The organism is Agaribacterium sp. ZY112, assembly GCF_041346925.1.
In the GTDB taxonomy this organism is placed as follows: domain Bacteria; phylum Pseudomonadota; class Gammaproteobacteria; order Pseudomonadales; family Cellvibrionaceae; genus Agaribacterium.
Map to the genome: position 1 here is coordinate 1,352,160 of NZ_CP166840.1, position 26,816 is coordinate 1,378,975.

Sequence of the window (26,816 nt, forward strand, 5' to 3'; positions counted from 1 at the left end):
TTCTTGCTTATTATTTCACTTCTTCTGTTGGCTATCACTAATGATGGTGCTAAATGATGGGTTCCAAGTGCTGACTTGGTCTCTGCCATTCTTTTTTGAGGCATAAAGAGCTTCATCGGCCATTTGTACCAGTTCATCAGCTGATTTTGCCCCTTGGTGAATGGATGATATGCCAAGGCTGGCTGTGACACTAACACCACTGGTGACCTGAGCTGCAATTTTTATTCTACAGCGTTCAGCAATGGTTTGTGCATTAGAAAGTGAAGAACCAAATAAAATAATACAAAACTCTTCTCCGCCAAAGCGTGAAACCATATCATTGTCACGAACAACACTTGTTAAACAGTCGGCGGTCATCTTAATAACTTCATCACCGACTCCGTGGCCATAGGTGTCATTTACCTTTTTGAAAAAGTCGATGTCGGCCATAATGCAGCTGATTTTGTTAGGTGTTTCTGGTGGAAAATCAAACTCGCCTTCTAGGCGGTCATACAGTGCTCGCCTGTTAAAGCAGTTGGTAAGTGGATCTCTTGTTGCAAGAAAGGACAATTTTTTATTTTTAATTTCGATTGCAACTTGTGTCTCTGACAGTTTTTGAATAACGGTTTCGAGTGCTTTCTGCTTTTCTTCTAACTCACTAATGTCATCAAAAACGGCAATGCTTCCTTGGCAGTTACCGCTGCCATCTAAAATAGGGGCGGCATTAACGCGGTAACTCGTGTGCTCTCCAGTGTCTGTATCATGGGTAAGCTTTATTCCTACCTGTTTGTTGCCGCTTTCTAGTGCCGCTATCCATGGGAAGTGTGTTGCATCTTGGTGGGGGGCTACTTTCCAGCCAAGCTGGCTAGCCTTACGGCCTATTAGTGACTTTTCTGAAGTGTTGAGGTGCTCTATCAAAGAACTATTGGCAAGCACTACTTGTTCACGTTTATCCAGTATTAATACGCCCTCAGTAAGTATATTTAAGGCGTTGCGAACTCTTTCTGGAACAACTGCGCTTGGATCTAAATGTTTAAGTGCTCGTTTAATATAAAACCAAAAACCTATAAAACCACTCACACTGATGAATATGATAAGAAGAATAAATGAAGGTATACCTAAGATATGATGTTTTTGTAAGGGTATTTCTGAGAACGCAGCTTCTAGCTCCGCAGTTTTTCGGCCTTTGAGTACAATTGGAATACTAATGGCCTCGGCTGTTGCACGTCCATCTTTCCTGGTCCAATAAGTATTATGTTTAGCCGTGGAGTAAGCCAGCAAGCCATTGCTGCGACGCAGACCTAGGGATTTAAGTTCGGGGTGCTGCTTGACTGCGCTCTGCATGCTTGCATTGAGTAAGACTTCGTCTCCTCGTTTTAAAGCATAGTTAACATGAGAAGCGACTAGCTCCGTTAGTTGTTGGCGCATTAGTAATTGTTGCTGCTGGTTATTGGAGGTTAAGCCAAAACCATCAGCAACAATAAGTAGAGAGATAGTGAGTACCACTAAGCCCGTACTCAGCCGAGCGGCAGGGCTTAATCGAAGCATGGGCACTACTTTCCTTCTTCTTTTCTTATATGCTGATCAAACAGATAACCCACTTCTTTGGCGCTCCTATCCTCATCGAGGTTGTCTAAGTCTTGTTTTCGTTTTTTCTTTTTATTCACTTCATCAAGTATGGGCAATGGATCGACACCGCGCCACAAAGGCAGCATTGACATCAAAGTAAGCAGTAAACTACTGGCTCTTAGGGACCAAGCGATAAGGCCTGTTGTTAGTGACAGGCTTAGGCCTGCCAATACGGCTTTTTGCTGTTGTTCCTCTTCTAGATTTTCTTGCATTTGCTCTGCGGCTCTACGCAGGTCTCTATCAAAATCATCAAGTTGCCATGAATTAAAGCCCGAATCTGGAGTAATTAGCTTTGAAAACGAGCTTAATCCGGTGTTGAGTGTTTTGTCTGCTTCAGGTGAGCGTTCACTTAACCAGCGATCGTAATCTTGGGCCGTGTTCATGCTGGTGACTTGAATGCTTGCCTGTACTTGGGTATCTAAAGAGAAGCCTTGAGTGGCTGAATCTGTATTGGAGTAGTTCGTGTCAGTAGATCCACCGAGCTGAGAGAGAGGGTTATTAATTGCGTTCTCGCTACCTTGTGACACATCACCTTCATTTACGGAATCGCGATTGTCGGAGCCTGAAGTATCTTTATCACCCTGTGGGGTAGAGTCTGGTGCACCCTCATCAGGTCTAATAAGATCGCCTGTATCATCATTTTCAAACTTAGGCTGATTTGTATCGTCTTCGTCGGGTGTTGATGGCGCTGGTGGTATTGGTGGCTCAGGAATAATATTCTGATTTAAGGTTTTTGAAACAGTGTATGTTGTATCAACAAAAGCGCCACTGGCATCTTGTGCGCGAATAGTGAGAGTTGCTTCGCCTTGTTCAAAGGGGGCCGCTGTTAAAGTAAGTAAACCTGAATCGGAAACTTGGGTCTCAGTGATAAAGTCTGGGTCACTGTTACCGGTTACGCTGTAACTTAAATTTTCATCATCGACATCTGAAAAATAATTGTTCAAATTAATTTGTTGTTCTGTTTGTGTATTAGCCAGATCAGTTGAAGGGATAGCTTGGCTTATTGGTGTGTCGTTAACTGAACTTATAACGATAGTTAAACTACTCTCTATCCATAAGCCTTCAGGGTCGCTGGCTCGAATAACAATATTAGCTTCGCCAAACTGATTGATGTTATAGCTAACTTCTAGCATGCCCTCGTCAGAGATGCTTAAATTAGATATTAATTCAGGTGCGGAGTTATCTTGTACGCTAAATACGAGTTCGGATCCATTCTCTTCATCTGTAAAAAAATCATATAGGTTGATGATATCGTTATTCGCATCTTCTACATTGTGAAGAGGGGGGAAACCTATAGCGCTGGGGGTGTCATTTATCGCTAAAATATCTAATTCAAATACATCTGACGCTGTTGATCCATCATGACCGTCACTTGCTATTAATTCAATAATGAGTGTTCCAATATCACTGTTTGACGGTGTTCCGTTAAATGTTCTTGTGGTCTCATCAAATACTAGCCAGCTTGGTAATTCTTCACCGCTAAAAAGGCGAGCTGAATAACTCAGACTGTCATCACTATCTATATCAATAAAGGTGTTTTCTGGAACCTGAAAGCTAAAAACATGGTCTTCATTAACACTCTGGTCTGCAATTGGATTTATTAGTGTTGGCTCATCATTAACATTGGCAACAGTAATCGTAAAGGTATCAGTAACGGCTGCACCGTTTGAGTCGGTGGCGGTGACATCAATTGTGAGCGTGCCAACATCGGCATCATCGGGTGTGCCACTAAAAGTACCCGTACCCGGAGTAAAGGTCAGCCATGAAGGTAAAGATCCGCCGCCATTTAATTGTGCACTTAATACAAGGCTTGCATCGTCATCGACGTCATCAAACGTGTTGGCCGGAAGCACAAAGTTAAACGCAGAGCCTTGAGTCGCGTTTTGATCAACGATGGCATTGGCGACAGTTGGATCAACATTGGCAACGGTAATTGTAAAAGTGTCGGTAACGGCTGCACCGTTTGAATCGGTAGCAGTGACATCAATTGTGAGCGTGCCAACATCGGCATCATCGGGTGTGCCACTAAAGGTGCCGGTTCCCGGAGTAAAGGTCAGCCATGAAGGTAAAGATCCACCGCCATTTAATTGTGCACTTAATACAAGGCTTGCATCGTCATCGACGTCATCAAACGTGTTGGCCGGAAGCACAAAGTTAAAAGCAGAGCCTTGAGTCGCGTTTTGATCAACGATGGCATTGGCGACAGTTGGATCAACATTGGCAACGGTAATTGTAAAAGTGTCGGTAACGGCTGCACCGTTTGAATCGGTGGCGGTGACATCAATTGTGAGTGTGCCAACATCGGCATCATCGGGTGTGCCACTAAAAGTACCCGTACCCGGAGTAAAAGTCAGCCATGAAGGTAGGGAGCCGCCGCCATTTAATTGCGCACTTAATACAAGGTTTGCATCGTCATCGACATCATCAAACGTGTTGGCAGGAAGCGCAAAGTTAAAAGCAGAGCCTTGAGTTGCATTTTGATCCACGATGGCATTGGCGACAGTTGGATCAACATTGGCAACGGTAATTGTAAAAGTGTCGGTAACGGCTGCACCGTTTGAATCGGTGGCGGTGACATCAATTGTGAGCGTGCCAACATCGGCATCATCGGGTGTGCCACTAAAAGTACCCGTACCCGGAGTAAAAGTCAGCCATGAAGGTAGGGAGCCGCCGCCATTTGATTGTGCGCTAAGAATTAAATTAGCATCGTCATCGACGTCATCAAACGTGTTGGCCGGAAGCACAAAGTTAAAAGCAGAGCCTTGAGTCGCGTTTTGATCCACGATGGCATTGGCGACAGTTGGATCAACATTGGCAACAGTAATTGTGAATGTGTCAGTAACGGCTGCACCGTTTGAATCGGTAGCAGTGACATCAATTGTGAGCGTGCCAACATCGGCATCATCGGGTGTGCCACTAAAAGTACCCGTACCCGGAGTAAAGGTCAGCCACGAAGGTAAAGAACCACCACCATTTAATTGTGCACTAAGAATTAAATTAGCATCGTCATCGACGTCATCAAACGTGTTGGCCGGAAGCACGAAGTTAAAAGCAGAGCCTTGAGTCGCATTTTGATCAACGATGGCATTGGCAACGGTTGGATCAACATTGGCAACAGTAATCGTGAATGTGTCAGTAACAGAGCCACCATTTCCGTCATCGGCTGTTAACTCAATAGTTAGAACACCTACGTCGCTATCACTGGGTGTGCCGCTAAACGTGCGGCTAGCAGGTGTGAAATCTAACCATGAGGGCAAGGCGCCGCCACCTTGTAGAAGAGCGCTATAACTAAGGCTGTCTATCGGGTCTGCGTCATCAAAAACATTTGTATTAAATTGAAATGAAAACAAGCTACCTTGAGTAGCTGCCTGATTGCCAATTGTATTTTCTAGCGTTGGATCATCATTAATATTATCGATAGTGATCGTAACAGTATCGATGTCTATTTCTGGGCCTGTATCCCCCGTATTGCCCAAGTCTGATGTTGTCATGGTTAGAGTGTCTGCACCAAAATAATCATCAGTGGGGGTATAGGTGGTTGGGCTAGCTAAAGAAGCATTGATTTCCGCAACGGTACCGGTAAGGGTGACCGTTGCAGTATTGTTACCTGTGACGGTTGCAGTCTCTGTTGCTATATTAATGATGCCATGGTCGACAGAGAGTGTTACTTGAATGTCAAAGGTATAAGCGTCAACATCGGAAACGCTTAACCCGGAAATTATTAATGGGCTTTCTTCATCCGTGTTTTGTGCTGCAGGTACGGTATTTTCGGGGGCATCATTAACATAGCTAACATCAATAGTTAGGGTGTTGGGTGTTTGGTCTGTATCGCTGCCGCCTGTTTCCGTACCACCGTCATCTCTTACAGAAAAATTAAAGCTGGCGTAGCCGGTAGCATTTTCATGTTCTACGGGGCTAAATTTTAAATTCCCTGCATCAATATCGGCGTAACTAATAAAATCATTTAAGCTGACATCAACTCCGTTTAAAGTGAAGTCGCCAACCAGAGGCAGGCTGTTTATGACAATACCCGCGAAGTTATGACCATCAGCATCGCTAAAGCCAAAATTAGCTGGCGTAAATACTAAGTCTGTATCTTCGGGGGTTGAGAGAGTGTAGCTTGTACCTACAGGTGCAGTATTAGGTGGCGCCACTTCAATATTAATAACATCAGTATCTGTTAGCGCAGCACCGCCAGTATTGCCTTCATCGTCGGTGTGGATGCTGATACTTGCACTGCCTTGAAAATTTGTTGTAGGGCTAAAGGTGAGTGTGGCAATAGCGCTGTTTATGTTCGCAAGTGTTTGCGAAAAGGTCATTGTTGTATCGCTTGTACCGTCACCAACACTGAAGCTAACAAGACCGGGGGTTCCTATGCTAATAGTGCCATTGCTTGCGCTAAGAGTTACAGTAAGTGAGCCGGAGTTTGCATCGATATCTGATATTTGAATTTGATTTGCATTACCAGAGCTAAAGACAAGATCTGTATCGACGTCAGTATATTGATCTTCTGGTACCAGATTAATGGGGGCTTCATTGCCAAAGCTATCGACCACAAAGGACATGGTATTGGGTGTGCTGTCTTCTGTATTTGCGCTGCCATCATCAATAACTTGAAAGGTAAAGCTTGCATCTACTGAGCCTGCAGTAAAACGAAGCTTGCCTAAATCAACATCCATTTTGCTAATAACGTCTCCCGCTGTTACAGCTAGACCATCAAGCGTTAAGGTGCCTGTTGCAGGAAGCGTCGTGATGCGAACATCAGTATGTATATCCCAAGGGCTATCAAGTGGGTCGCTAAAACCAAAGTCGATAGCATATATGGTGTGAGCAACAGCCTCATCGACTTCAAAGCTTTTATCTTGGCCTTCTGGATCATTAGTGCCTAGGGCGCCTTGCCATCTGAGTGTGTTATCAGTGATTAGGTTTTTACTTTCAATATCGCCATGTTGAACTTCTAAGACCCAATTGGCCGAAGCAATATTACCGCTTAGGTCATTACTGGCGGCGATGTCTGCGCCACTAAGTGCGCTAAGTTGCTCGATAAAATGAATGCCCTGTTCACTTTGAGCAACATTACAGCCATAAATCAAAATATCTGCATCACTGCTGAGTTGATCACTCCATTGATTTATCTCATTACGGTAGTTGCTTAAGCTTTCGTTGTTGAGCTTGCTATTGCCTAAGATGAGCTCGCCATCTTGGCCATGGCTGAAAATATGAACTTCATCGATGCCGTAAAATCCTTGCAGCTGTTTACTTAGTTGCAGTACGCCATCTTGGTCTTGCTCAATAACAATAATTTCAGCTTGATTGTTTGAGCCACCCAGCTGATCAATAAGGCTTTGAAAATTTTCAATAGAAGAGTCGATAATGATGAGGGTGTCTACTCTTGATTCCTCTTCATTGGAATTGGAGCCTGCCAAAAGATGATCGGTGTTATCGTTTAGATCATAAATGCTACTTAGATCTATTTCTTGGGATTCGGATACTAGATTGTTATGCTCGGAAAGGCGGTCATCAAATAGCGCGATATCATCCGTTGCGGAAAATAATAGTTTGGCCTCTAAAGGCTCTATTAATACTCTTTTTCGCTTGTTTTTTACGGGCATAATATTAGTTACAGCTATTCGTTTCTTAAGGCTTTTAGCTTTCTTTTGGGTAAGCATCCAATACTGCGTACCTAGGCCTTAGTAATAGAAACTGCCTGTTTCTAATAATATTCAATTTTCTTCTTTTATAACCATATGCCTTATCGCTATGGTTTCTAATTACTTAATAGGTTTAGCTCAATCCCTTCAAATTCAACCGTGCACTTTAAACCGCTAGGGAGTTTGCTGTCGGGGTTTGCTAGGTTTATCTTAATTGCAAAGGTGTTGCTCGGCGCATCTATAACCTTATCCACCGATGAAACCTCAGCGTTATATGTTTTTTGTATATTGGAAACGCTGGTTTTAATTGTGGCGCGCATTCCTTCTTTGATTTTGCCATAGAGGCTAGAGGGTGCAAAGATTTTGACGACAAGCGGGTCTAATTGAGCGATTTTAAGTAAGGGGTCAAAATCTATATGTTCACCGGGTTGTTTATAGCGATCGACGACGATGCCATCAATAGGGCTGGTGAGTGTTCTTCGGTTTAGATCGGCTAAGGCTCGTTCGTATTGCAATTCAGCCTGCTTTTTTCTGTCGTGTGCTTGCTGTTTTTCTTGCTCGGCAATGGCATTTTCAGTTTTTGCTTTGTCTAATTCTGAAAATGAAGCTACTTTTTTATCGTAAAGGTTTTGTATGCGTTTCAAGTTCCTTTGGCTAAAGGCATAAGCAAGCTCAGCTGCATCGATTTCACTAACCAATTCTGACTGAAGTTTACGCAGGCGTACTGTGGCTTGTTCAAGGTGGGCGTGCAGTGTAGCGAGTGTGTCTCCAGCGCTAATGCGGTCATTGACATCAACATGAACCTTGTTAATAACGCCTTCTACTTCGCTGCTCATCTCAATTACCATTGACGCTTCAATGCGGCAATTTAATAAGTCTGCATCTTCGTCAAAAATAGGGGATTGGGCATGACAGAGTATGCTAAATAAGATCAGTGCTGCCGTAAACGATAAGCGAGTAGTCAAATCTTATAACTCAATAGTTGGTTTTTGTGGCTTTTAATTCCAATGCTTTAGTGGAATGAAGCCGCCACTTATAAATCCCTCTGGGCATATGTAAATATAGCAAAGGCCTTAGATACTGAGGCTTTTACTCTTGGGTTTTTATTCGAAAGTTTCGAGAAGTTGTGATCGAACGAGACGACTTAACTGTTGGTAAGCACTTGCTGCCTTATGGTTAAACGTTATGTAAGCTCTGGCGCCATAATAGGCCTGTGGAATAGCCGCGTCAGTGTTTAGATCAACTATAAAAGCTGTATGTACTAACTGCTTGGCGTTTTGGTCACTGCTGTCAATCTCAAAGGCACCACCTCCTGCTGTGCTTAAAGCCGCACTGGGTAACTCTTTGGTCGGGCTTGATAGGCCTTCTTCGATCGAGGCGCTAATGAGCGTATTGGGTTGATAGGAAAAGCGCAGCTCTATTGATTCTAGTGAGTTACGTATTAAACCGACTTGATCTTGGTTTAATACAGCTTTGATTTTGGCCTTGGTTTCTTTGTTAGTGATGGTGGCGATGGTCTCTCCAGCGTTAAAATGACGACCGACTAAAGGTTGTTCATCTATACGTCGATAGATACCTTGCTCTGAACTTATAACCTGTAATTTCTCGTGTTTGTTTTTTAGTTCTTTAAGTTCGGTTTGTAGGCGCTTTAACTCGCTGCTTATGGTGCTGGCAATAGCTCTGTTCTCACTCCAGGCTGTATTTAACTTTATAGTGAACTCGACTATCTCTTCTTTGAGTGTCTCTATTTCTGTCTCTATAGTTTCGTTCTGCAGTTGTACTAATAGTTGACCTTTTTGAACACTCTGTCCGTTCTTTATTTTCTCGCTAAAGAACTGGCCATCTGCTTCTATTTTTACCATATTTTTGTCGTCAAGCCAGACGATACCCTCTGTACGAGTACTTTGTTTTAAAGGGAGGAAGAAAAAACATGCTATTAACATACTTAAGATGGCTAGGCAGGGTAAGCTCCGCTTTAATAAATAAGGCTGTTCTTTGATGGTCTCAATAGTGGCGTATATAGTTTTGAGGATTGGCCATAACAACTGGAAGGTGATAAACCATAGACCCAGTATCAGGGCAAGTTTAGGGAAGTGATTAGCTGCAATGTAAACCAAGCTTATAAGTATCGTTATACGATATATAAAAGCTAAAATAGGGTATAGGCTTATCCAGTGTGCATATTCTTTTATTTCTTTTAGGCCTTTTAAATAAAATACAGACCTGCATAGTGATTGAAGTTTACGTTTTGCTCTGCTCGCTAGATTTGGTTCGTCTAAAAGGTCACACAAAAAGTGATAGCCATCAAAGCGAATGAGCGGGTTTAGATTGAAAATTAAGGTCGCAACAGCTCCAATTAGTATTATGTTAAATAAAATGTCTTTTACGATGCCTTGGTTTACTTGGGGCCAGAGTAGAATAGCTAGGCTGGCAATAAAAAGTTCAACAGCGATACCTGCCATTGAGACAATAAGGCGTTGTGATTTTTTATCGAATCCAGTGGCTGATGAAGCATCAATGTAGGGCAGAGGAGTTCCTAGTATAAATACAATGCCAAAAGTAGGTGTTTGTCCACCCCATGCTTTGCAAGCCAAAGCATGGCCTAGTTCGTGTAGTAACTTAAGGGTAGGGTAGATAAGCCATAATAGTAATAAGTTTTGTGGCGATAATAGGCGTTCTAGTTTTTGGTTACTAAGTTCTTGCCAGTGGATTACCGAAAAGAAGATCCCGCTAGAGATGGTGATCAGCCAAATAATGAAGCCAAACTTGGAGAAAATTAATTGAGCTGGACGAGTCAGTTTGTTGAGTAGTGGTTCGGGGTTAAAGAGTTTTATATTCCATGTAACAGGGTTAAGTATTAGTCTTTTCCATTTTAGCTTGTTGTTCTTTTCTTTTCGTTGAATAAGGTACTTGGCGTTAGCAAGTTGGTCGCAGACAATTAAGTCAGCGACATGTAGATACTGAATGAGGTGAATAAGGTTTTCTTTATCGTCGTTGTCGTATTCTTGATTCGAGTCGTTTTCTGAGCTTGAGTCTTTAATGTTTGTAAATGTGTTTTTCTTACTGTCAATTAAAACTTGATCTAAGTTCCTAAGGCCATTCATCGATGAGATCAGACTCATCGCTTCGGGTGTCATACGATGAAACCGGTTTTTGTTTTTATCTTCGATAATGAACCATAATTCGCCTGCGTAATCTCGCCTTTGTATGTTGGTATGGCTCGCTAATGAAGGGCGTAGTTTTTTTATTTGTTCCCAGTAGTTATCAATGTTCATCATGCTACCAGAACCTTATTAAGAACCAATGCCAGATATCTCTAAACCAAAGCCAGGCGTTGGTCTTTTCACCAATATCTACCCTGCTTTTGCCAGACATACCTGGCTGCAATTTTTTACTTTCTTTATTTAATTCGGCATAAACGGAAAAGACATTTTTACCTTCGTGAATCTCACTCATCGGGCTGATGCGTTTAATGGTGGCGGGGAATGTTTGTTGTGGCAGGCTTTCAAGCTTCATATTAAGTCTCTGGCCTAACTTAATAAAAGCAATGTCTCTCTCGTTGACCAATATCTGGGCTTTATAGGTATCTCCTGAGGCTAGTTCAAACAATATCTCTCCTTTATCAACAGGGCTGCCTAATCGTTGGTTGATGTCCGGTGAAATGATGGTTCCTGATGCAGGTGCTACGATATTTAAGCGCCGTATTTTTTGGTTAATAAGGCGTAATTTTATTTCACTTTGTTTTACTTGGCTTGCGACAATGGCGGATTCTGCTCGTAACGAATCGGCTAATGCCAGGCTGTATTCACGTTTTAACTTTTCTATTTCAAAGAGTGTTTGCTTTCTTTGGAGTTTAAGATCTTCATCAGACAGCTGGCCTAGAATGTCACCTTTTTTTACGATAGATCCAGATTCAACATAAACACGATCTAAAAAGCCCTTTTGAGGAGATGAAAGTAGGTATTTGTTTTGACTTTGTATATAGGTTTTAGCTTTGACTTGATGCTGGCCCGGTATAAATAAAACTATGCTAAATAAAATGAGGGCAATAGCACTGATCTTTAGTTGGTAGTTTTTAGGGCCAAGCACTTGCTTAAGTTTGTATTGGCTTGCTTCTAATAGTCTTGACCAAATACTATATTCTGACTTTTGGTAGAGCCTTAATAGGCGAGCACATATGGCAAGATAGCTATCTATATTGGGGTTTTCTTGTTGCTCATGACTAAATTCAAAACAAAGTACGGCAAGGGTTTTATTACCACTTTTAAGTAGGTAGCTTGAGACTTGCTCGAGATTATTCTCACGTATTAGTTGCTTGTGACTTTGATTGATAAGCTCACTTTCATTAGCTGGCCCTGTGCCTACAGTTTTTCGTATGTTTGATCCTTTATCCAAACACTCATACATGGTGGCCTGTAACAGCTGGAGTTGAGTGGTTGTTTTGTCAAAGCTGGCGCTATTAGAGATAGCCTTTAGTTGCAATTTGGGGCCTGTGACAAGTGCGAGAGATACGCGTTTGGCTTTTTCAAAGTAGCAAAGGTAGTTGCACAGGCTTAGGTGTAATTCTGCTTCACGGTCTTCTCTTATTAAATTGGCTAATAACTCCCACTCACTGCTGAGTTGAATATGCTTTGTAGGTAGGGTATTTACAGTGTTATTACTTGTTGGTGCGGGCTTTAGTTGTTTTGCAAAAGCGAGCCAAGCAAGATCATGCTGGCTTTGCTTAAGGAGCTCAGTCGTATGCTCTCGTTTAAAAGTGCAGAGTTCAAGTAATAAGATGTAGTGGTGTTCTTGCAGATTAAAGGGCTTGGCGAGTAAGCCGCCTTCTTTGTCTTTTTTAGCTATTTGTAGGCGTTGTTTTGAATATGCATTTTGTGAGAGGAGTAGGGCTTTATCTGCGTCTTGATCACTGGCAAAGCTATTGCTTTGGGCGATAAGTTTGAGCTTTACGTTTTCTTCCGGCTCATCTTGCTCGGCGGCAAGGTACAGAGCGGCACTAACAAGATTGGAGTGAGAGCTTGTTAGCGTTTTTAGCCAGAACTCATAGATGGTGCGGGTTGCGCAGTCCATTAGCATGCTTATTCTTATCTAGAAGCGATGCTTTAAGTATTGGCGCTATAGCGCAGAAATCTAGTTTGCCTCAAACATAAGTTTGAGGCTTGTTGCTAGTTTGAGTCTAGCTCTTAGCTTGATGGCTTGATACTGATGGCTACGGATTTAAACGCAGGAGTATGGCTGCGTTCACCCGTTGCGCGTGGAATCAAAATATTTGCTTCTGGGTAATAGCACAGTACGTTGCCTCGGCGTACATCAAAGGCACTGACTTCAACTGCTTTCATGGTGCCGGTGTCTGTGCTGATGTCGACTTTGGCGCCAACCTTAAGGCCTTGCTCGTGAATGTCTTCTATGTTCATCATCACCACCCAGCGATGCTCTTGGTCACGATAGCTGTCGCGTTCATCAAAAACGATGCTATTAAACTGGGACTCGCTGCGAACGCTTGAAAGCATAAACTGGCCTGCCTTACGAGCTACAGGGCTATGAACCCGAAAAGCGGCTTTATTGTTCGCGGTATTGAAGTTGGGGCTATGCAATATGCGGCCATCGATATGGAATTCTTGTTTGCTGGCGTCAATGCTGGCCATTTTTTCCATGCCACTAACAACTTTTGAGGTTAGCTCACGGATGCTTTGATGGCTTCGAAGCTGGCTAAAGTCGAATATGTTTTTATCTATGATCTTGCTGCCCAGCTCGGTGATGAGATCGACTTCAGAGCGCAGTTGAGGGAAGCGATTTATACCGCCATTACTCATGCGCACATAGTTAAACATGCTCTCTTGTGTGGTTGCTTGCTGCTCTTCATCTCGCACGCGAATAGGTAGTACGATCACTTCTTGGTCGACAGCGTGAACATGGCTCATATTTAAGGTGCTGTTGATATACACCTTAAATGGAATCTTATTGAGGGCGTCGGTGGCGTAGGTCGTATCTGGATTAGAGGCGAGTAAATTACCGCCTAGGTTGAATGCCAGATCCATATCGCCGTTTGCAGCGGCATCCATACAGGCCATGGTGTCTAGACCTGCGTCGCTAGGGAAATGATGGCTAAGCTCGGCTTCTAAGGCCTTTTTAACAGGAGCTTTTAGTGATGGGGTAAAGCCCATTGTGCCAGTGCCTTGAATGTTGCTGTGGCCTCGCAAAGGCATTAAGCCTGCACCAGGTTTGCCTATCATGCCGCGCATGAGGGCCAGTGCGGCAATGGTTTCAATGTTGGCAACACCTTGAAGGTGGTGTGTTAGACCCATTGACCATGTGAATACGGCTTTTTTAGCTTTTGCATAAATGGCTGCGATCTGGCGTATTTCTTTTTCGCTGACGCCGCTGCTATTAACTAATTCAGGCCACTTTAAACTGCGTACATGGGTGTCAAAGGCACTAAAGTCATCACAGTGTTTTTGGATAAAGTCGTGATCGATCTGGCCTTTCTCGATGAGGGCTTTGGCGATACCGAGCATTAAGGCTAGATCACCACCTAGATGAGGTTGGTAATAATGAGAAGCGACCTTTTCACCGCCAATAAGCATCGATTTAACATCGCTGGGGGAGGCAAAGCGCTGCATGCCGAGTTCTTTGGCTGGGTTGATCACCACCACTTGGCCACCGCGACGGCGACATTCAATCAGCGTTTTCACAAAGCGAGGGTGATTGGAGGCGGGGTTGGCTCCAAATACAAAAATCGTATCAGCTTCGTATAAGTCATCGTACTCGATGGTGGCGGTGCTTGTGCCGACGGTCGCGGTAAGACCTTCACCACTTGCTTGGTGGCAATAATAAGAGCAATTGTTGATGTTGTTGGTGCCCCAAAGGCGTGCCATGAGCTGCAGGCTAAAAGCGGCTTCATTTGAGGAGCGGCCAGAGGCATAAAAGAAACTGCGTTTAGGCTCTGTTTGTTTTAGCTTTTCTGTGATTTTTTCGAGTGCTTGTTCATAAGAGATTGGGCTGTAGTGGCTGTCACCTGCTTTTTTATAAAGTGGCGTGACTAGGCGGCCTAAATCTTCAAGCTCTTTGCCACTTAGTTTACTGAGCTCGTCAATCGAACGCTGCATAAAAACGGGGTTGGCAATGCCTTCGCGAATATCGCTGAGGTGGGCCTGAATATTTTTATTGCAAATCTCAATGCCGTGGTGACGTTCATTCCAGATACCACCACTCTGACCACCAGTACCAAAGGCACAGGCTTTACAGGCGTTTTTGGAAGTCACTGTCTTAAATAGATTGATAGGCCCTATCTTCAGCGCATAGCGCCAAACACTTCGAATTGCTTTAAAGCCACCAGCAGTAGCCATAGTCCACCTCATCTCTTAGAAAACCCAAGATACTGCACATGGGTTAAGGCAGCGGGCGGGAATTGCTTGTGGGGAGTCTCTGAGGCATGGATGCCGAGGAGAAGCCCCACAAGCAATTCCCGCTTGCTGCGTGGCACCAACTAGGGTGCAAAATTAAGTAATTTATATATGGCTAGGGGCCAAAGTGCTCTGCTGAGACACGCCGTGAACCCATCCTTGGGGGCTCGACGACAGCTTCCTTGCTGTCGACGGTCTCATCAGGTCACTTTGACCCCTAGCTTTGACTAATGTGCCAGGTTCAGAATGTTCTGAAGCTGAGCTTTAGCCTTTATTGATTTCATCAAAGAAACGGAAGGTATCTTCGATGTGTTTGTTCCAGTAGGGCCATTCGTGGCCGCCGGGGAACTCTTCGTAAGTAAAATCTAAACCGGCTTCTTCAAGGCGGGCTTTGAATTTCAAGTTACCTTGGTAGAGCTGATCTTCAGTACCGCAGTCGAAGCGCATTGGGGGCATAGAGTCTTTGTTCTTCTGCATCCAATAAACGATATCGGCTTCACCTTCGGCAGCGTCAGCCGCAAGCTCGTAGTACTCGGGACCTTCTTTATTGAAATCCTGAATCTCAGCTTTGTCGGTAATAGAGCTGTGACCACTGATACCGGCAAATTTGTCGGCGTACTTCGCACCTAAGCGAAGCGCACCGTAACCACCCATGCTCAGGCCAGTGATAAACAACTTACTGTTGTCGCTGACGCCGTCGACGCTCTGGATCACACCTTCGAGCATGTCTTCAACTATCCACTTGTCGAAGTCGAAGTTCTTAAGCGGCAAGTAACCAGAACCTGCGTAGTAGGAGCCGTCTTCGGGCATAACCAATACAAACTCGCCGAGGCCCTGCTCACGAAGCTTGTTGTAAGCCTCGTGTACACCACCCAGGTGCATCCACACCCAGTGGTTGCCCCAGACGCCGTGCATCAGGATTACGATTGGTAAGTCTTTACTGCCGCTATAGGCGTTGTAGACACTGATGTTGCCACGGCCTTTAAGCGCTGAGCTGTGCACGGTGAGCAGCATTAGCTGCTCGTCGTTCATATACTTGGGGTTGGACTTTTCTATCTGTTGAATTGCCATCTCTTACTCTCCAACAGCGCTTAGTCGTCGTGCTCAATAACAATCACACCCTTGGCTATGCGGCCTTTGAGCATGTCGTCAAAACCTTCCGCTGCTGTCTCGAGGGTGTAGGTCTTGGTGACCATCTCGTCGAGCATGTACTTGCCGCTGTTGTAGAGTTCAACAATGCGCGGGAAGTCACGGTCTGGGTTGCACTTGCCGTAGAGTGGGTTGATGTAGATTTTGTCCCACTCAAACAGCTCACAGTCAAAGTCGATTTTCTCTTCAATACCACTCACCTGCACTGCAGTACCTGCAGAGCGGATCAGGGCCAGAGGGGCAGAGCCTAGGGCTGGAACCGCAGTACACTCAAAGGCGTAGTCGGCGCGGCGGCCGCCGTTGATCTCGGCAACTTTTTCGCCGATCTTATTGAAGTCGTTGTCGCCTTTAGTGGCGAGGATGCCGTGGGTGGCACCGAATTTCTGGGCTTGCTCCAAGCGCTCTTCGCTTAGATCGATTGCGATAATACGAGCCGCACCGCTATGCAGAGCGCCCTGAATTACGTTGAGGCCAACACCACCGCAGCCGATTACGGCAACGGTTGAGCCTGCTTTAACTTCAGCGGCATTTACAACTGAACCCCAGCCGGTGATCACACCACAGCCAACAATAGAGGCTGAGGTCATCGGTAAGTCGGTTTCGCCCATAGCAACAACAGCACCCTGCTGAACAACGGTGTACTGAGCCATGGTGCCGAGGTGGAAAGAGCGCTCGACGTCTTCGCCTTCGAGTTTGCTCGCCGCGCCGTGAGCGTGACCGCAAAGGTCGTTGCCACAAACTGGGCTGTTAACTTCACAGATGTGAGGATTGCCTTCAAGGCACTGGAAGCACTCACCACAAGGGATGGCCCAGTTAAGAATTACCTTGTCGCCAACGGCAACACGAGTAACGCCTTCACCTACAGCATCAACGATGCCTGCGCCTTCGTGGCCGACAACAAAAGTCTTGTTCCAGTTAGTAATACTGTCCCAATCCGTGTGACAGATACCGGAGGCCATTAGCTTAACGCGAACCTCTCCAGGGCCAGGATCTCCGACCTCAATTGTACGAACTTCGAAGTGGCCTTGGCCGTCTGTAATTAGAGCTTTAGATTGACGCATGACAAATATTTACCGAACTGAATGTGGCAGGGATTACACCATCGTGTAAGTGGGCTTTCTGTAACAAAGCTCATAAAAAGTAGCATAATATTGTCTAGTTTTCTAAAAAAGGGGAGTTATATAGTGAAAAATTCCTATCCCTATGACATAAATAGCGAAAATATAGAGCCCTCGGGAAGAAAGTGGCTTACGCTGAAGTAGTTATGGAGCATAAGCAGCGAATAATTTAAGTCTTTGTACGATTAAAGAGACGGGTAGATCCTCGAATGAAAAAAAATAATACATATTGCGAACCTTTTTGCATACGAGAAGGTTACAACTTCGAAGTTCACTACGTTAGCTATGAGGAGCAGGACCCTTATTCCTGTTTTATGCATTTCCATGAAGTTCACGAGCTGATCGTTTTTGAAGAAATTGAAGGGCGCTTTTTTTACCATCAAGGTGAGAGTGACTTACAAGATCAGGACCTGGTGTTTACACCGGCCCTAGAAACACATGATTTTGAGTGTACAGATCGACAAAAATCGTGGTTTATTGTTCAGTTCCTGCCTTCGTTTCTAGAGGAAAATGGCCTAGCTCAAGCGGAAGCTTTTTTTAAGTATGGAATGCACTTAAGGCTCGATGATGGCTCTAAAGAAAAAATTAGGCAGGTAGTAGCGTGGTTGCATGAGAGTTATGAGGCTGATCCATTTAGCGATAAAAGCCAAAGTTTGTTGAAATTATTATTAAGCTGGATTGCTGAAGTTGCTAAGCCTGTTAAAGAGCCGCATACTCATAATCAGTCACGGCCGATGAACGATGCTCGCTTAGAACCTATTCTAAATTTATTTCGCCGCAATAAAAGCGTTGATCTTAGTTTAAATGAGGCCGCTGATTTGTGTCATTTAAGCCCCTCTTATTTTTCACGCTTATTTAAAAGTGTTTTTCGTTACAACTACAGCGAATATAGCATCCGCCATCGCCTATATAGTGCAGCTCGTTTACTTTGCCAAAGTGGCTATAGTGTGACTGATGTAAGTTATGAGTTGAATTTTTCTAGCCCTTCACATTTTATTGCTTTATTTAAAAAGCAATTTGGGGTGACGCCTAAAAAATACAAGCAAAGTTTTTTAGATCGAGCTAAAGAGGGGGAAGTAGAGGTTAGCTGATAAATTCAGTGTTTAATACTGAAGTGACGTTGTGCAGGATATAAAAAACCCAGTGTAAGCACTGGGTTTTTTGTTTGTCTTCTTTCTCTGTTTGTCAGAATGTTATTTTCTTCGAGGCAGGTTTACTGGCACCAAGTTTTTTACTGCGCTTGCTCGGTAACGCATTGGCAATGTGTACGTAGTATTTTCCAGAAAGCGCCTGTTTTTTACCTTCGTTGTTGATTTGGCTAAGCTCATCTGCGCTTAAGCTGAAGTTAATTTGTTTTTTCTCACCTGCTTTTAGTTCAAGACGTTGAAACTTTTTAAGCACATAAAGGGCCTCTCCGTTGCTAGCCTTAACCGGTTCTAGGTAGAGCTGAGCGATGTCGCTGCCGTCTCGTTGGCCGGTGTTTTTTATGGTTGCACTGACATTTAAGCCGCCATCTTTGGTTTTTTCGGTTTTAAGCTTGCTGTAACTGAAGTTGGTATAGCTTAAACCAAAGCCAAAGGGGTAAAGTGGTTCTTCGGTCATGTATTTATAGGTGCGCCCTTGCATGCTGTAGTCCCCATAGTCTGGTAATTGATCTACCGATTTTGGGAAGGTTAGAGGCAGGTGGCCCGACGGGTTGGCGTCACCAAAAATGATATCGGCTACGGCATTGCCACCTTGCTCGCCGGGATACCAAACTTGTAAAACAGCATCGGCTAGGTCATGTAGCTCGCCTAGTGCTACAGGGCTGCCGCTAGCTACTACTAAGATAAGCGGGCCTTTTTTGTTTTTGGCGATGGTTTTAATGTAATCAACTTGGTTGGCTGGTAGGCTCAAGCTAACGCGGTCGCCTTTGTCGGCCGAGGCAATAGCATCGACTTCTTCGCCCTCCATATCCGCGGAAATCCCTACTACTGCGATTGTTGCATCGGCCGTTTTGGCGACCATTGGGGCCCAATTTAATGGGTTTAGGTTTTCATGGAAAGGCAGGGCGCCCATGCGGTAATTTAATGATGAAGACATAGAAAGCTTGTTAGCGATTCCTTCTAATATAGTCACCATATTGCCGGAGATACCGTAATAATTTGCCATGAGTACATCGCTAGATGAAGCAAAAGGCCCAGTAACATAAGGCACTTTAATATCTTTGCTTAGCGGTAGGGTGTTGTTATCGTTTTTAAGTAGGACGATTGATTTAGTTGCTACTTCACGCGCAAGGGCGATATGTTCAGGGCTGTTTACTTGTTCTATGTGTACGTCGTTAAAAGGGTTTGCTTCGATAGGATCAAAGAAACCAAGGCGAAAGCGGATCAGCATAAGCTCTTTTAAACGTGAATCGATCAGCTCTTCGTTAATTAGCTTTTGATCTAAGGCTGCACTTAATTCTGGGTAGGTAAAGCCACAGTTTAGATTTACCCCAGCTTCAAGGGCTGTGGCTGCTGCCTGCGGTGGCGTTTCAACGTATTTGTGGCCGTGATGGATATCGTACAGGGCTCCGCAATCTGAGACTATATAGCCATTAAAGCCCCACTGGTCTTTGAGCAGATCTTTGAGTAGGAAATCTGAGGCGCATGCGGGTATCCCATCGACGGCGTTATAAGCACACATTAAACCTGCGACCTTTGCTTCACTAATGAGTGCTTCAAAAGCCGGTAGGTAGGTCTCATAGAGGTCTTTGGCTGAAGCTCTAGCATCAAAAGTATGGCGTTCTGCTTCTGGCCCTGAATGCACCGCAAAGTGTTTTGCAGCGGCCGCAGACTTTAAATACTTGGGGTGCTCGCCCTGTAGTCCGCGGACAAATTCACTGCCCATGGTGGCATTAAGTAGAGGGGATTCACCATAGGTTTCTTGTCCGCGTCCCCAGCGTGGATCACGGAAAATATTGATATTCGGGCTCCAAAAGGTGAGTCCGGTGTACTGTCCGCGATTGCCCGCGGACGCGGCTAGCAGGTGCTTGGCTCGTGCTTCGGTTGAAATTGCATCGGCCATGCGGTGTGCTAGTTGTGGGTCAAAACTTGCGGCAAGCCCAATAACTTGAGGGAAAATAGTGGCTCGGCCGTTGCGAGCAACGCCATGTAGAGCCTCGTTCCACCAGTTGTATTCAGGTAGGCCAAGCCTATCTATAGCCGGAGTCTTTTCGCTGAGTTGAGCGATCTTCTCTTCAGTTGTCATTGCATTTATAAGTTGCTCTGCTCGGGACTCAAAGCTCAAGTTTGAGTTGTACCAAGCGAATTTGGGCTCAGAGCTATTTGCTTGTACCGCAGTACCTAGGGTGCTCAGGCTTACTAAAGCTAAGGTGGTGGGGCGTATTCGATGTTTGAAAAAGGCTTGAAAGTGAGCTCGTAAAGACATGGAGGGCAAGCACCTCTATTATTGTGTATATAGTTAGGTTAGTAGGGCATTTCATATTTAATCGTTTTCGTTACGTTTTAGCTGAGGCTAAGAACTGGGTTTGCTCTTGAGTAACGGTTTATATGAATAAAATGCTTGTCATTACCGTAACATGAAAACGATTACATTTGTCGAGAAACTTGTTGTATTTGATGGTATTACTTTTGCATTTGTACCTGAAAAATAACAGCTTTGCTTGGTCCTTACACTAGGTTACTACTATGAGTCCTATTTTGAGCATGAGCGAGCTCAACAAGTCCTTTGTTCAAGGCATGTCAGAAACGCTTGCTCTACGGGGCATTAATTTTAGTGTGAGTGCTGGTGAGTTTGTGGCGGTTACAGGGCCTTCTGGTGCAGGCAAAAGTACCTTGCTCAATATTGCCGGTCTATTAGATGTGGCTGATAGCGGTACTTACCTGCTAGATGGTAAGGATGTCAGTCGTTTAAAAGAACGTGAACTGGCACGTTTACGCAATCAATGTCTTGGTTATGTCTTTCAAAACGCGAATTTAATACCTGAGCTCAATGTCTTTGATAATCTCGACCTGCCCTTGCGCTATAGAGCGATGCCAGCTCGTCAAAGACGAACTCGTATTAATGACGTATTAAGTCAATTGGGGCTTAGCTCTAGAAAACATCATTTTCCTAGTCAATTATCGGGTGGTCAGCGTCAGCGTGTTGCGATCGCCCGAGCGGTTGTCACTGAGCCTAAACTTATTCTCGCTGATGAGCCGACCGGTAGTTTGGATTCATTAATGGCGAGGCAAGTCATGGATATGCTGGAGTCTTTAAACGCAAGTGGTATTGCTGTGGTGCTTGTGACTCATGACCATGAGTTGGCTCGCCGTGCTCACAGGCAAATCCATATTGTTGACGGTCGTTTATTGGATGACCCTGTTCAGGGGGTAATGCTTAATGAGGCTTTAGTCTCTGCAGATTTAACACTTTAGTTATGACTTAATCATGGGGCATCTGTTTTTTATTACGCGAGTCGCTTTTTTGAAGCTTCAGCAAAGCCTGCTTTCATCGGTGCTTGCTGTTTTAGTGTTGTGTGCCGGTGTCTCGGTGTTTTTTGTTGTGCTTACCGTGTTAGATGCAGCCTCTAAAAACCCTTTTTCTGATAAGGATGAGCGACTGTATTCGCTTCGGCTTAGTGCTTGGCAACCTGATTCTTTTGGTGGTTTGGGGCGAGCTTCTTCTCAGCAGAAGTCGATGCTCTATGAGCATGCGCCGGTGCCGAAGCAGCTAATATGGCGAGATGCATTGGCGATTTTTAATAATAATTCGGTTTGGCCAATGTCTATTAGCTACCTGACGGGAGCTAAAATTAGTCGTGAAGGTCAAACTACCCCTCCATTTTTAGTGACATCTCGTGCTGTTACTGGGCGTTTTTTTTCTATGTTTGAGGTTCCACTTCTATATGGGGCTAGTTGGGAGGAGCGTTTTGACCGACCGATAGCGGGTTCTATGCTGCAAGATCGAGATACGATTTACCCCATCATTCTTTCGAATAGATTAAGTCAGCAATTATTTAAGCTTAGCAATAGCGTTGGTAAGCAGCTTAATTTTTCTGGGCGCCGCTTTGAAGTAGTTGGTGTGATAGATGAGTGGGCACCAGCTCCCAAGGTCCATGATTTAGAGGCGGGGGTGTTTGGTCCTGCTGATCAGAGCTTCATTCCTTTTTATTTGGCTGTTGCCCTAGAGTTGGATCGTTGGGGTGGAGTTGAGAGTCGACCTTCATTCCCGGTCTTTTCAAGTTTTGATCAGGGGCTTGTTAGTGATTTGGCGTGGATTCAGTTTTGGCTTGAGCTAGATGGTAAGCAAGAGAAAGAAGTCTTTGAGCAGTGGTTACAAGGCTATATCGATAGTGAGCGTAAAGCTGGGCGTTTTACTTATCAAGCTAATTTTTATTTGGATAAGCCTTCAGAGTTGCTAGTTTTGCATAGTGTGGTGGGCAGTGACCTAAAGATGATGCTGGTTGTTGCACTTATTTTTCTTATAATTTGTATATTGAATTTCTCTCTTATTGTTTATTCTCGTTTTTCTCGGGCATCCAGCTCTTTGGGGGTCCAGCTTAGTTTGGGGGCTAGCCGTTCTAATTTATTTATTCAGCAATGTGCGGAGGTATTTCTGCTAAGCACCTTGGCGTTGTGTTTTTCAGCTTTTTCTACTCACGTATTACTGTTTGTCTTTGAGGGCCTGCATGCCAGCACGCTTTCACATCGTTTACCTATAAAAGAAGCCTTATTTTATTTCTTTGTTGTACTTATCTTTATCGTTTTTTGCGCATCTCTTCTCCCCTCTATTAAAATCATGTCTGCAACGGCCTCCTCGTTATTAAAAAAAGAGGGGCGCTATGCTTGAATTGGGTCCTGCCTTTAAAATTATGCTTCGCCACCCCATAGGCCCTTTATTGATTGTCTTTCAGTTGGCTTTTAGCTTAATTCTACTTGCCTATATTCTGATGGTTATTTCCGCCCGAGGTCAGGTGATATTGGGTTTGGATGATGATAAGAAGTCCGTGTTTTTTATACAGGTACTTGTTGATGGCGATGAGGCTGAGCGCAGCTTGCTTGTCAATCAAGACCTTAGTGCTATTCGTTCGCTAGCCGAAGTTGAATATGCCTCTGCAAGTTACTCTATTCCTATGTATGAGTCTGGGCTGTTGGCGTGGTATTGGCCGGCTGATGGCAAGCAGAATGATGCGGTCAGAGCTAATTATTACAGTAGTGATGAGTTCTCTATGAGGGCTTTGGGTTATCGGATTCTTGAGGGGCGAGATTTTGTAAGTAGTGACATAGATAGAGTGGATAACCCAATAAGAAATAATAGTAAAAATGTCATTGTTAGTGAAAGTTTAGCTGCAATCTTATTTCCGGGAGAAAGCGCCTTAGCTAAGTTGTTTTATGGCAGTGGCAACGTGGAGCTTAAGGTTGTTGGTGTTGTAGATCGGGTGCCCGGTGTGGATACATGGGATTACTCCGCTTCGGCCGTTTTCTTTCCTGATGCTCGCTACCAAAAAGGGACATTTTATATTGTTCGATGCAGTGAGGATGCTTTGGCTTATGTCAAAGAGAAAGCTGTGTCCATGTTGCTAAAAATAAATCCTGATCGAATTATTGTTAGAAACATTAGTATGTCTGAGTTGGAGAAGCAAATTTATAACGATGACCGTTTGTTTTTAAAGTTGCTTCTCAGTGTGTCGGTGACACTGGTTTTGGTTAGCTTAATATCAATTGTTTCCTTGGTTTCGTTTTTGTTAAATAAGAGACGTAATCAAATCTCTTTACGTTTTGCATTGGGGGGTACTAAAGCATCGTTGGCTTGCTTTTTTATGGTTGAAGCTTGTTATTACTTTGTCGCGTCTTTATTTGTATCTGCTGCAGGTTTGATTGCATATAAGTATTTTTTTACTCTGGCTGTTGAAATCCCCGCTTTAAAACCAGAGTTCTTTTTTATTAGTTTTTTGACTCTACTGTGTGTGAGTCTCTTAGCTGTATTTATTACTGTGCGTTGGGCAATACGTAATGCGCCAGCAAGCTATGTTATTCAGGAGTAAGGGTTCCATGTATAAAGTCCTAATTATTGACGACAATCCCGATATCGGAAGTGCTCTTAAAGTGTTGCTTTCTTTGCATCGCATTGAGTCTGAATACGCTTGTTCACCAGAGGAGGGCTTGGAGCTTATTCATGGTCACGATGATATAGGCTTGGTGATACAGGATATGAATTTCACTCATGATACAACCTCGGGTGAAGAGGGAGAGCGCTTATTTATTGCTATTCGTGAATTAAAGCCGGATTTACCCGTTATTATTATCACTGCATGGACTCAGCTTGAAGCTGCAGTGCGCTTAGTTAGGCTTGGTGCGGTAGATTATGTTGCTAAACCTTGGGATGATGAAAAACTGATGGCAACAGTTGAAAATCTATTGGAGCTTCACGAGTTACAGGCTCAGCAACTGCTAAGCGCTAAAAGAATTAAAGATGAAAAATTAGAGCTTGCTGAGCGTGCTAATCTCTGCGGAGTGATTTATGAAGCACCTAAAATGCAGAAGTTACTTGATGTTGCGGTGCGTGTGGCGCCTTCGGATATTCCTGTTTTAATTACAGGGCCCAATGGGGCTGGTAAAGAAAAAATTGCTGAGGTGATACAGGCAAATTCAAGAGTAAAAGATGGGCCCTTTATCGCTGTTAATCTTGGTGCTTTACCTGCAGAGTTGATTGAAGCTGAATTATTTGGCGCTGAAGCTGGCGCGTATTCTGGGGCGACGAAGCGTCGTATTGGGCGTTTTGAAGCTGCAGATGGCGGCACCTTGTTCCTTGATGAGCTTGGTAACCTTTCGCCTCAAGGGCAGATGAAATTATTGCGTGTTTTGCAGACAGGGCAATTTGAGCGCTTGGGCTCCAATGTGACTCAAACAGTGAGAGTTCGAGTTATTAGTGCAACCAACACTGATTTGCAGCAAGCGATTAGAGAGGGACGATTTCGAGAGGATTTATATTATCGGCTCAATGTATTGGAGTTGCAGCTGCCAGCATTAAGAGATAGACCAGAAGATATTGTACCTTTATTGAATCACTTTTTAGGTAGTGAGCGAGATCTGGAGCCTGAGGCTTCGCAGAAACTGCAGCGTTATGCTTGGCCAGGAAATGTTCGTGAGTTAGAAAATAGCGTGCAAAGAGCGATTCTGTTGAGTGATAGTAGAACCATTTCTTTAGCGGATTTTGGTTTGAATATGCAGGGGCAAGTTGTCACTGCTAGTGGTAATGTCGAGCCGAATAAGCAAGATGTCGAGCAGGCAATCAAAGAGTATCGTGGAGTAATTACCCATGCAGCTAGAGCTCTTGGGTTAAGTAGGCAGGCCTTATATCGCAGGATTGAGAAGTTTCAAATAGAGATTTCTTCTGATGTTAAAAAATAACATTCGCCCAATTATTGCGCTTGTGGTTTTGATGTCACTTCACGCAACGGTGTTGACTTTTTTGTTGGTGTCTATGCGTGCTGAGTCGCTTTCTGAGAAGATAATAAGTGTACTGCTTGTTTCTTTGGTTTTTATTCTTCTAGCTGGTTTTCAGCTGTATCGTTTTGTTTATTCTCGCACCTATATTTTAAAGAGGGGATTAAATAACTTTAAAGATGGGGATTTTTCAGAGAGGATAAAAGATCCTTTTAATGATGGTTTGTCTAGCTTGATTAGAGCCTACAATGAAACAGCCGATGCCTTGCATGATGAAAGGATTAGTTTAAATCAAAGAGAGTTACTTTTGGATGCGATCATTCAAAGGGCCAGTCTTATTATTGTTTTAAGTGATGAGAGGGGGCGGGTTGTTCATGAGAATATTGAGGCGAGAAAGCTGTTGTATCAAGGGCGATCAATGAAAAATGTTGACTTTGTTTCTATCTTAAAGCAAAACGCCGATCCTATTGCTCAGACAGTATTAAATGCTAGTAATGCAATTGTTGAGTGGGACAAAAATGATACGCGCTGCACTTATCATATTTCTCGTAGTGTTTTTAATATAAATCAGAGAGAGCATACGCTTTATCTGTTTAAGGATTTAACTGAAGAAATTGGTCGTGAAGAGGTGAAGACGTGGAAGAAGATGATCCGTGTTATGACTCATGAACTTAATAATTCGTTAGCGCCAATCAGCTCTTTAGCTCACTCGGGAGAGAAGTCTTTATCAATGGGCGATTACTCCAGCTTACCCTTAATATTTGAAACAATCTCTTCACGAACGGCACGCTTGAATAGCTTTCTTCAAGGCTATAGTGATTTTGCCAAGCTTCCTCTCCCTCTTCTAGCTGCTGTTGATGTTGCTGATTTTTTGAATTCAATTGCTGTGCAGGCAGGTATTAAAGTAAACCATCACAATAAAAGCCAAAATGTACGATTTGACCCTATTCAAATGGAACAAGTACTACTGAATCTAATTAAAAATGCTAAGGAGTCAGGGTCGCAGGAGGGTGAGATTATTTTGTGTAGTTACATTTATTCTGATGCGCTTGTGTTCCGTGTGCAGGATAGGGGCACGGGTATGTCAGATCGTGTGCTAGAGAACTCGTTATTACCCTTTTACTCTACAAAATCCGATGGCACCGGTATTGGCCTAGCTTTATGCCAAGAGATTGTGCAGGCCCATAGAGGTTGGTTGAGTTTAAAAAACCGAAGTTCAGGTGGTTTGAGTGTTCAAATTAAACTGCCCTTGGATTTATAAATAAAGTAGTCATTTACTATAGTATTTAATTGTTATTGTTGGCCTGTCTTTTTGTGTCCGATGGTCGTACGGTGGCCGTCCGATTCCCGTCTTTTTATTTGTCTTTTGTTTTTTATCTTCGCGAAAAGCTTTGTTAATGCGGCTTATAACACTTTCTTCTGTTTTTGGATCGCTTATTGCAAAAGCCTCTAATGCACTCGAGCAGGTTCTGACTT

General features: G+C 43.9%; 15 protein-coding genes. 6 read left to right on the forward strand and 9 right to left on the reverse strand.

What is annotated here, in order from left to right:
* Positions 1 to 15 precede the first annotated feature (15 nt).
* From AB1S55_RS06065 to AB1S55_RS06100, 8 genes are all read right to left on the reverse strand, one after another.
* Positions 16 to 1,527: a diguanylate cyclase gene (locus AB1S55_RS06065; RefSeq protein ID WP_370980901.1), complete on the reverse strand. Its 1,512-nt coding sequence runs from the start codon at positions 1,525 to 1,527 to the stop codon at positions 16 to 18.
* Between the two features lie 5 nt (positions 1,528 to 1,532).
* On the reverse strand, positions 1,533 to 7,277 hold the full coding sequence (locus AB1S55_RS06070) for a putative Ig domain-containing protein (RefSeq protein WP_370980902.1): 5,745 nt from the start codon (positions 7,275 to 7,277) through the stop codon (positions 1,533 to 1,535).
* Between the two features lie 98 nt (positions 7,278 to 7,375).
* The gene (locus AB1S55_RS06075) at positions 7,376 to 8,224 is read right to left on the reverse strand and encodes an efflux RND transporter periplasmic adaptor subunit (protein WP_370980903.1); all 849 of its coding nucleotides are present in this window, start codon (positions 8,222 to 8,224) and stop codon (positions 7,376 to 7,378) included.
* A gap of 138 nt (positions 8,225 to 8,362) precedes the next feature.
* Positions 8,363 to 10,537, reverse strand: coding sequence for a hypothetical protein (locus AB1S55_RS06080; protein WP_370980904.1), 2,175 nt, complete (start codon positions 10,535 to 10,537; stop codon positions 8,363 to 8,365).
* Between the two features lies 1 nt (position 10,538).
* Entirely contained in the window at positions 10,539 to 12,329 is a 1,791-nt protein-coding gene (locus AB1S55_RS06085) for an efflux RND transporter periplasmic adaptor subunit (protein WP_370980905.1), read from the reverse strand.
* Positions 12,330 to 12,442: 113 nt separating this feature from the next.
* Positions 12,443 to 14,605 (reverse strand): FdhF/YdeP family oxidoreductase, encoded by a 2,163-nt coding sequence (locus tag AB1S55_RS06090; RefSeq protein WP_370980906.1) that lies wholly within the window; start codon positions 14,603 to 14,605, stop codon positions 12,443 to 12,445.
* A 321-nt stretch (positions 14,606 to 14,926) separates the two neighbouring features.
* Entirely contained in the window at positions 14,927 to 15,733 is an 807-nt protein-coding gene (locus AB1S55_RS06095; protein ID WP_370980907.1) for an alpha/beta hydrolase, read from the reverse strand.
* 20 nt (positions 15,734 to 15,753) lie between these two features.
* Positions 15,754 to 16,872, reverse strand: coding sequence for a Zn-dependent alcohol dehydrogenase (locus AB1S55_RS06100; RefSeq protein ID WP_370980908.1), 1,119 nt, complete (start codon positions 16,870 to 16,872; stop codon positions 15,754 to 15,756).
* 266 nt (positions 16,873 to 17,138) lie between these two features.
* On the opposite strand from AB1S55_RS06100, the gene AB1S55_RS06105 reads away from it, so the two are divergent.
* Complete coding sequence (locus AB1S55_RS06105; RefSeq protein ID WP_370980909.1) at positions 17,139 to 18,020, forward strand: helix-turn-helix domain-containing protein; 882 nt, start codon at positions 17,139 to 17,141, stop codon at positions 18,018 to 18,020.
* A 94-nt stretch (positions 18,021 to 18,114) separates the two neighbouring features.
* On the opposite strand, the gene AB1S55_RS06110 is transcribed toward AB1S55_RS06105, so the two are convergent.
* Complete coding sequence (locus AB1S55_RS06110; protein ID WP_370980910.1) at positions 18,115 to 20,340, reverse strand: glycoside hydrolase family 3 C-terminal domain-containing protein; 2,226 nt, start codon at positions 20,338 to 20,340, stop codon at positions 18,115 to 18,117.
* Between the two features lie 260 nt (positions 20,341 to 20,600).
* Between AB1S55_RS06110 and AB1S55_RS06115 the strand changes: the two genes are divergently transcribed.
* The 5 genes from AB1S55_RS06115 to AB1S55_RS06135 are packed head-to-tail and all read left to right on the forward strand — an operon-like array spanning position 20,601 to position 26,601.
* The gene (locus AB1S55_RS06115) at positions 20,601 to 21,329 is read left to right on the forward strand and encodes an ABC transporter ATP-binding protein (protein WP_370980911.1); all 729 of its coding nucleotides are present in this window, start codon (positions 20,601 to 20,603) and stop codon (positions 21,327 to 21,329) included.
* A gap of 13 nt (positions 21,330 to 21,342) precedes the next feature.
* A complete protein-coding gene (locus tag AB1S55_RS06120) occupies positions 21,343 to 22,743 on the forward strand; it encodes an ABC transporter permease (protein ID WP_370980912.1) in 1,401 nt (466 codons plus the stop codon).
* Entirely contained in the window at positions 22,736 to 23,938 is a 1,203-nt protein-coding gene (locus AB1S55_RS06125; protein ID WP_370980913.1) for an ABC transporter permease, read from the forward strand. The genes AB1S55_RS06120 and AB1S55_RS06125 overlap by 8 nt, the downstream gene beginning before the upstream one ends.
* A 7-nt stretch (positions 23,939 to 23,945) precedes the next feature.
* On the forward strand, positions 23,946 to 25,304 hold the full coding sequence (locus AB1S55_RS06130; protein WP_370980914.1) for a sigma-54-dependent transcriptional regulator: 1,359 nt from the start codon (positions 23,946 to 23,948) through the stop codon (positions 25,302 to 25,304).
* Complete coding sequence (locus tag AB1S55_RS06135; protein WP_370980915.1) at positions 25,291 to 26,601, forward strand: PAS domain-containing sensor histidine kinase; 1,311 nt, start codon at positions 25,291 to 25,293, stop codon at positions 26,599 to 26,601. The genes AB1S55_RS06130 and AB1S55_RS06135 overlap by 14 nt, the downstream gene beginning before the upstream one ends.
* Positions 26,602 to 26,816 lie beyond the last annotated feature (215 nt).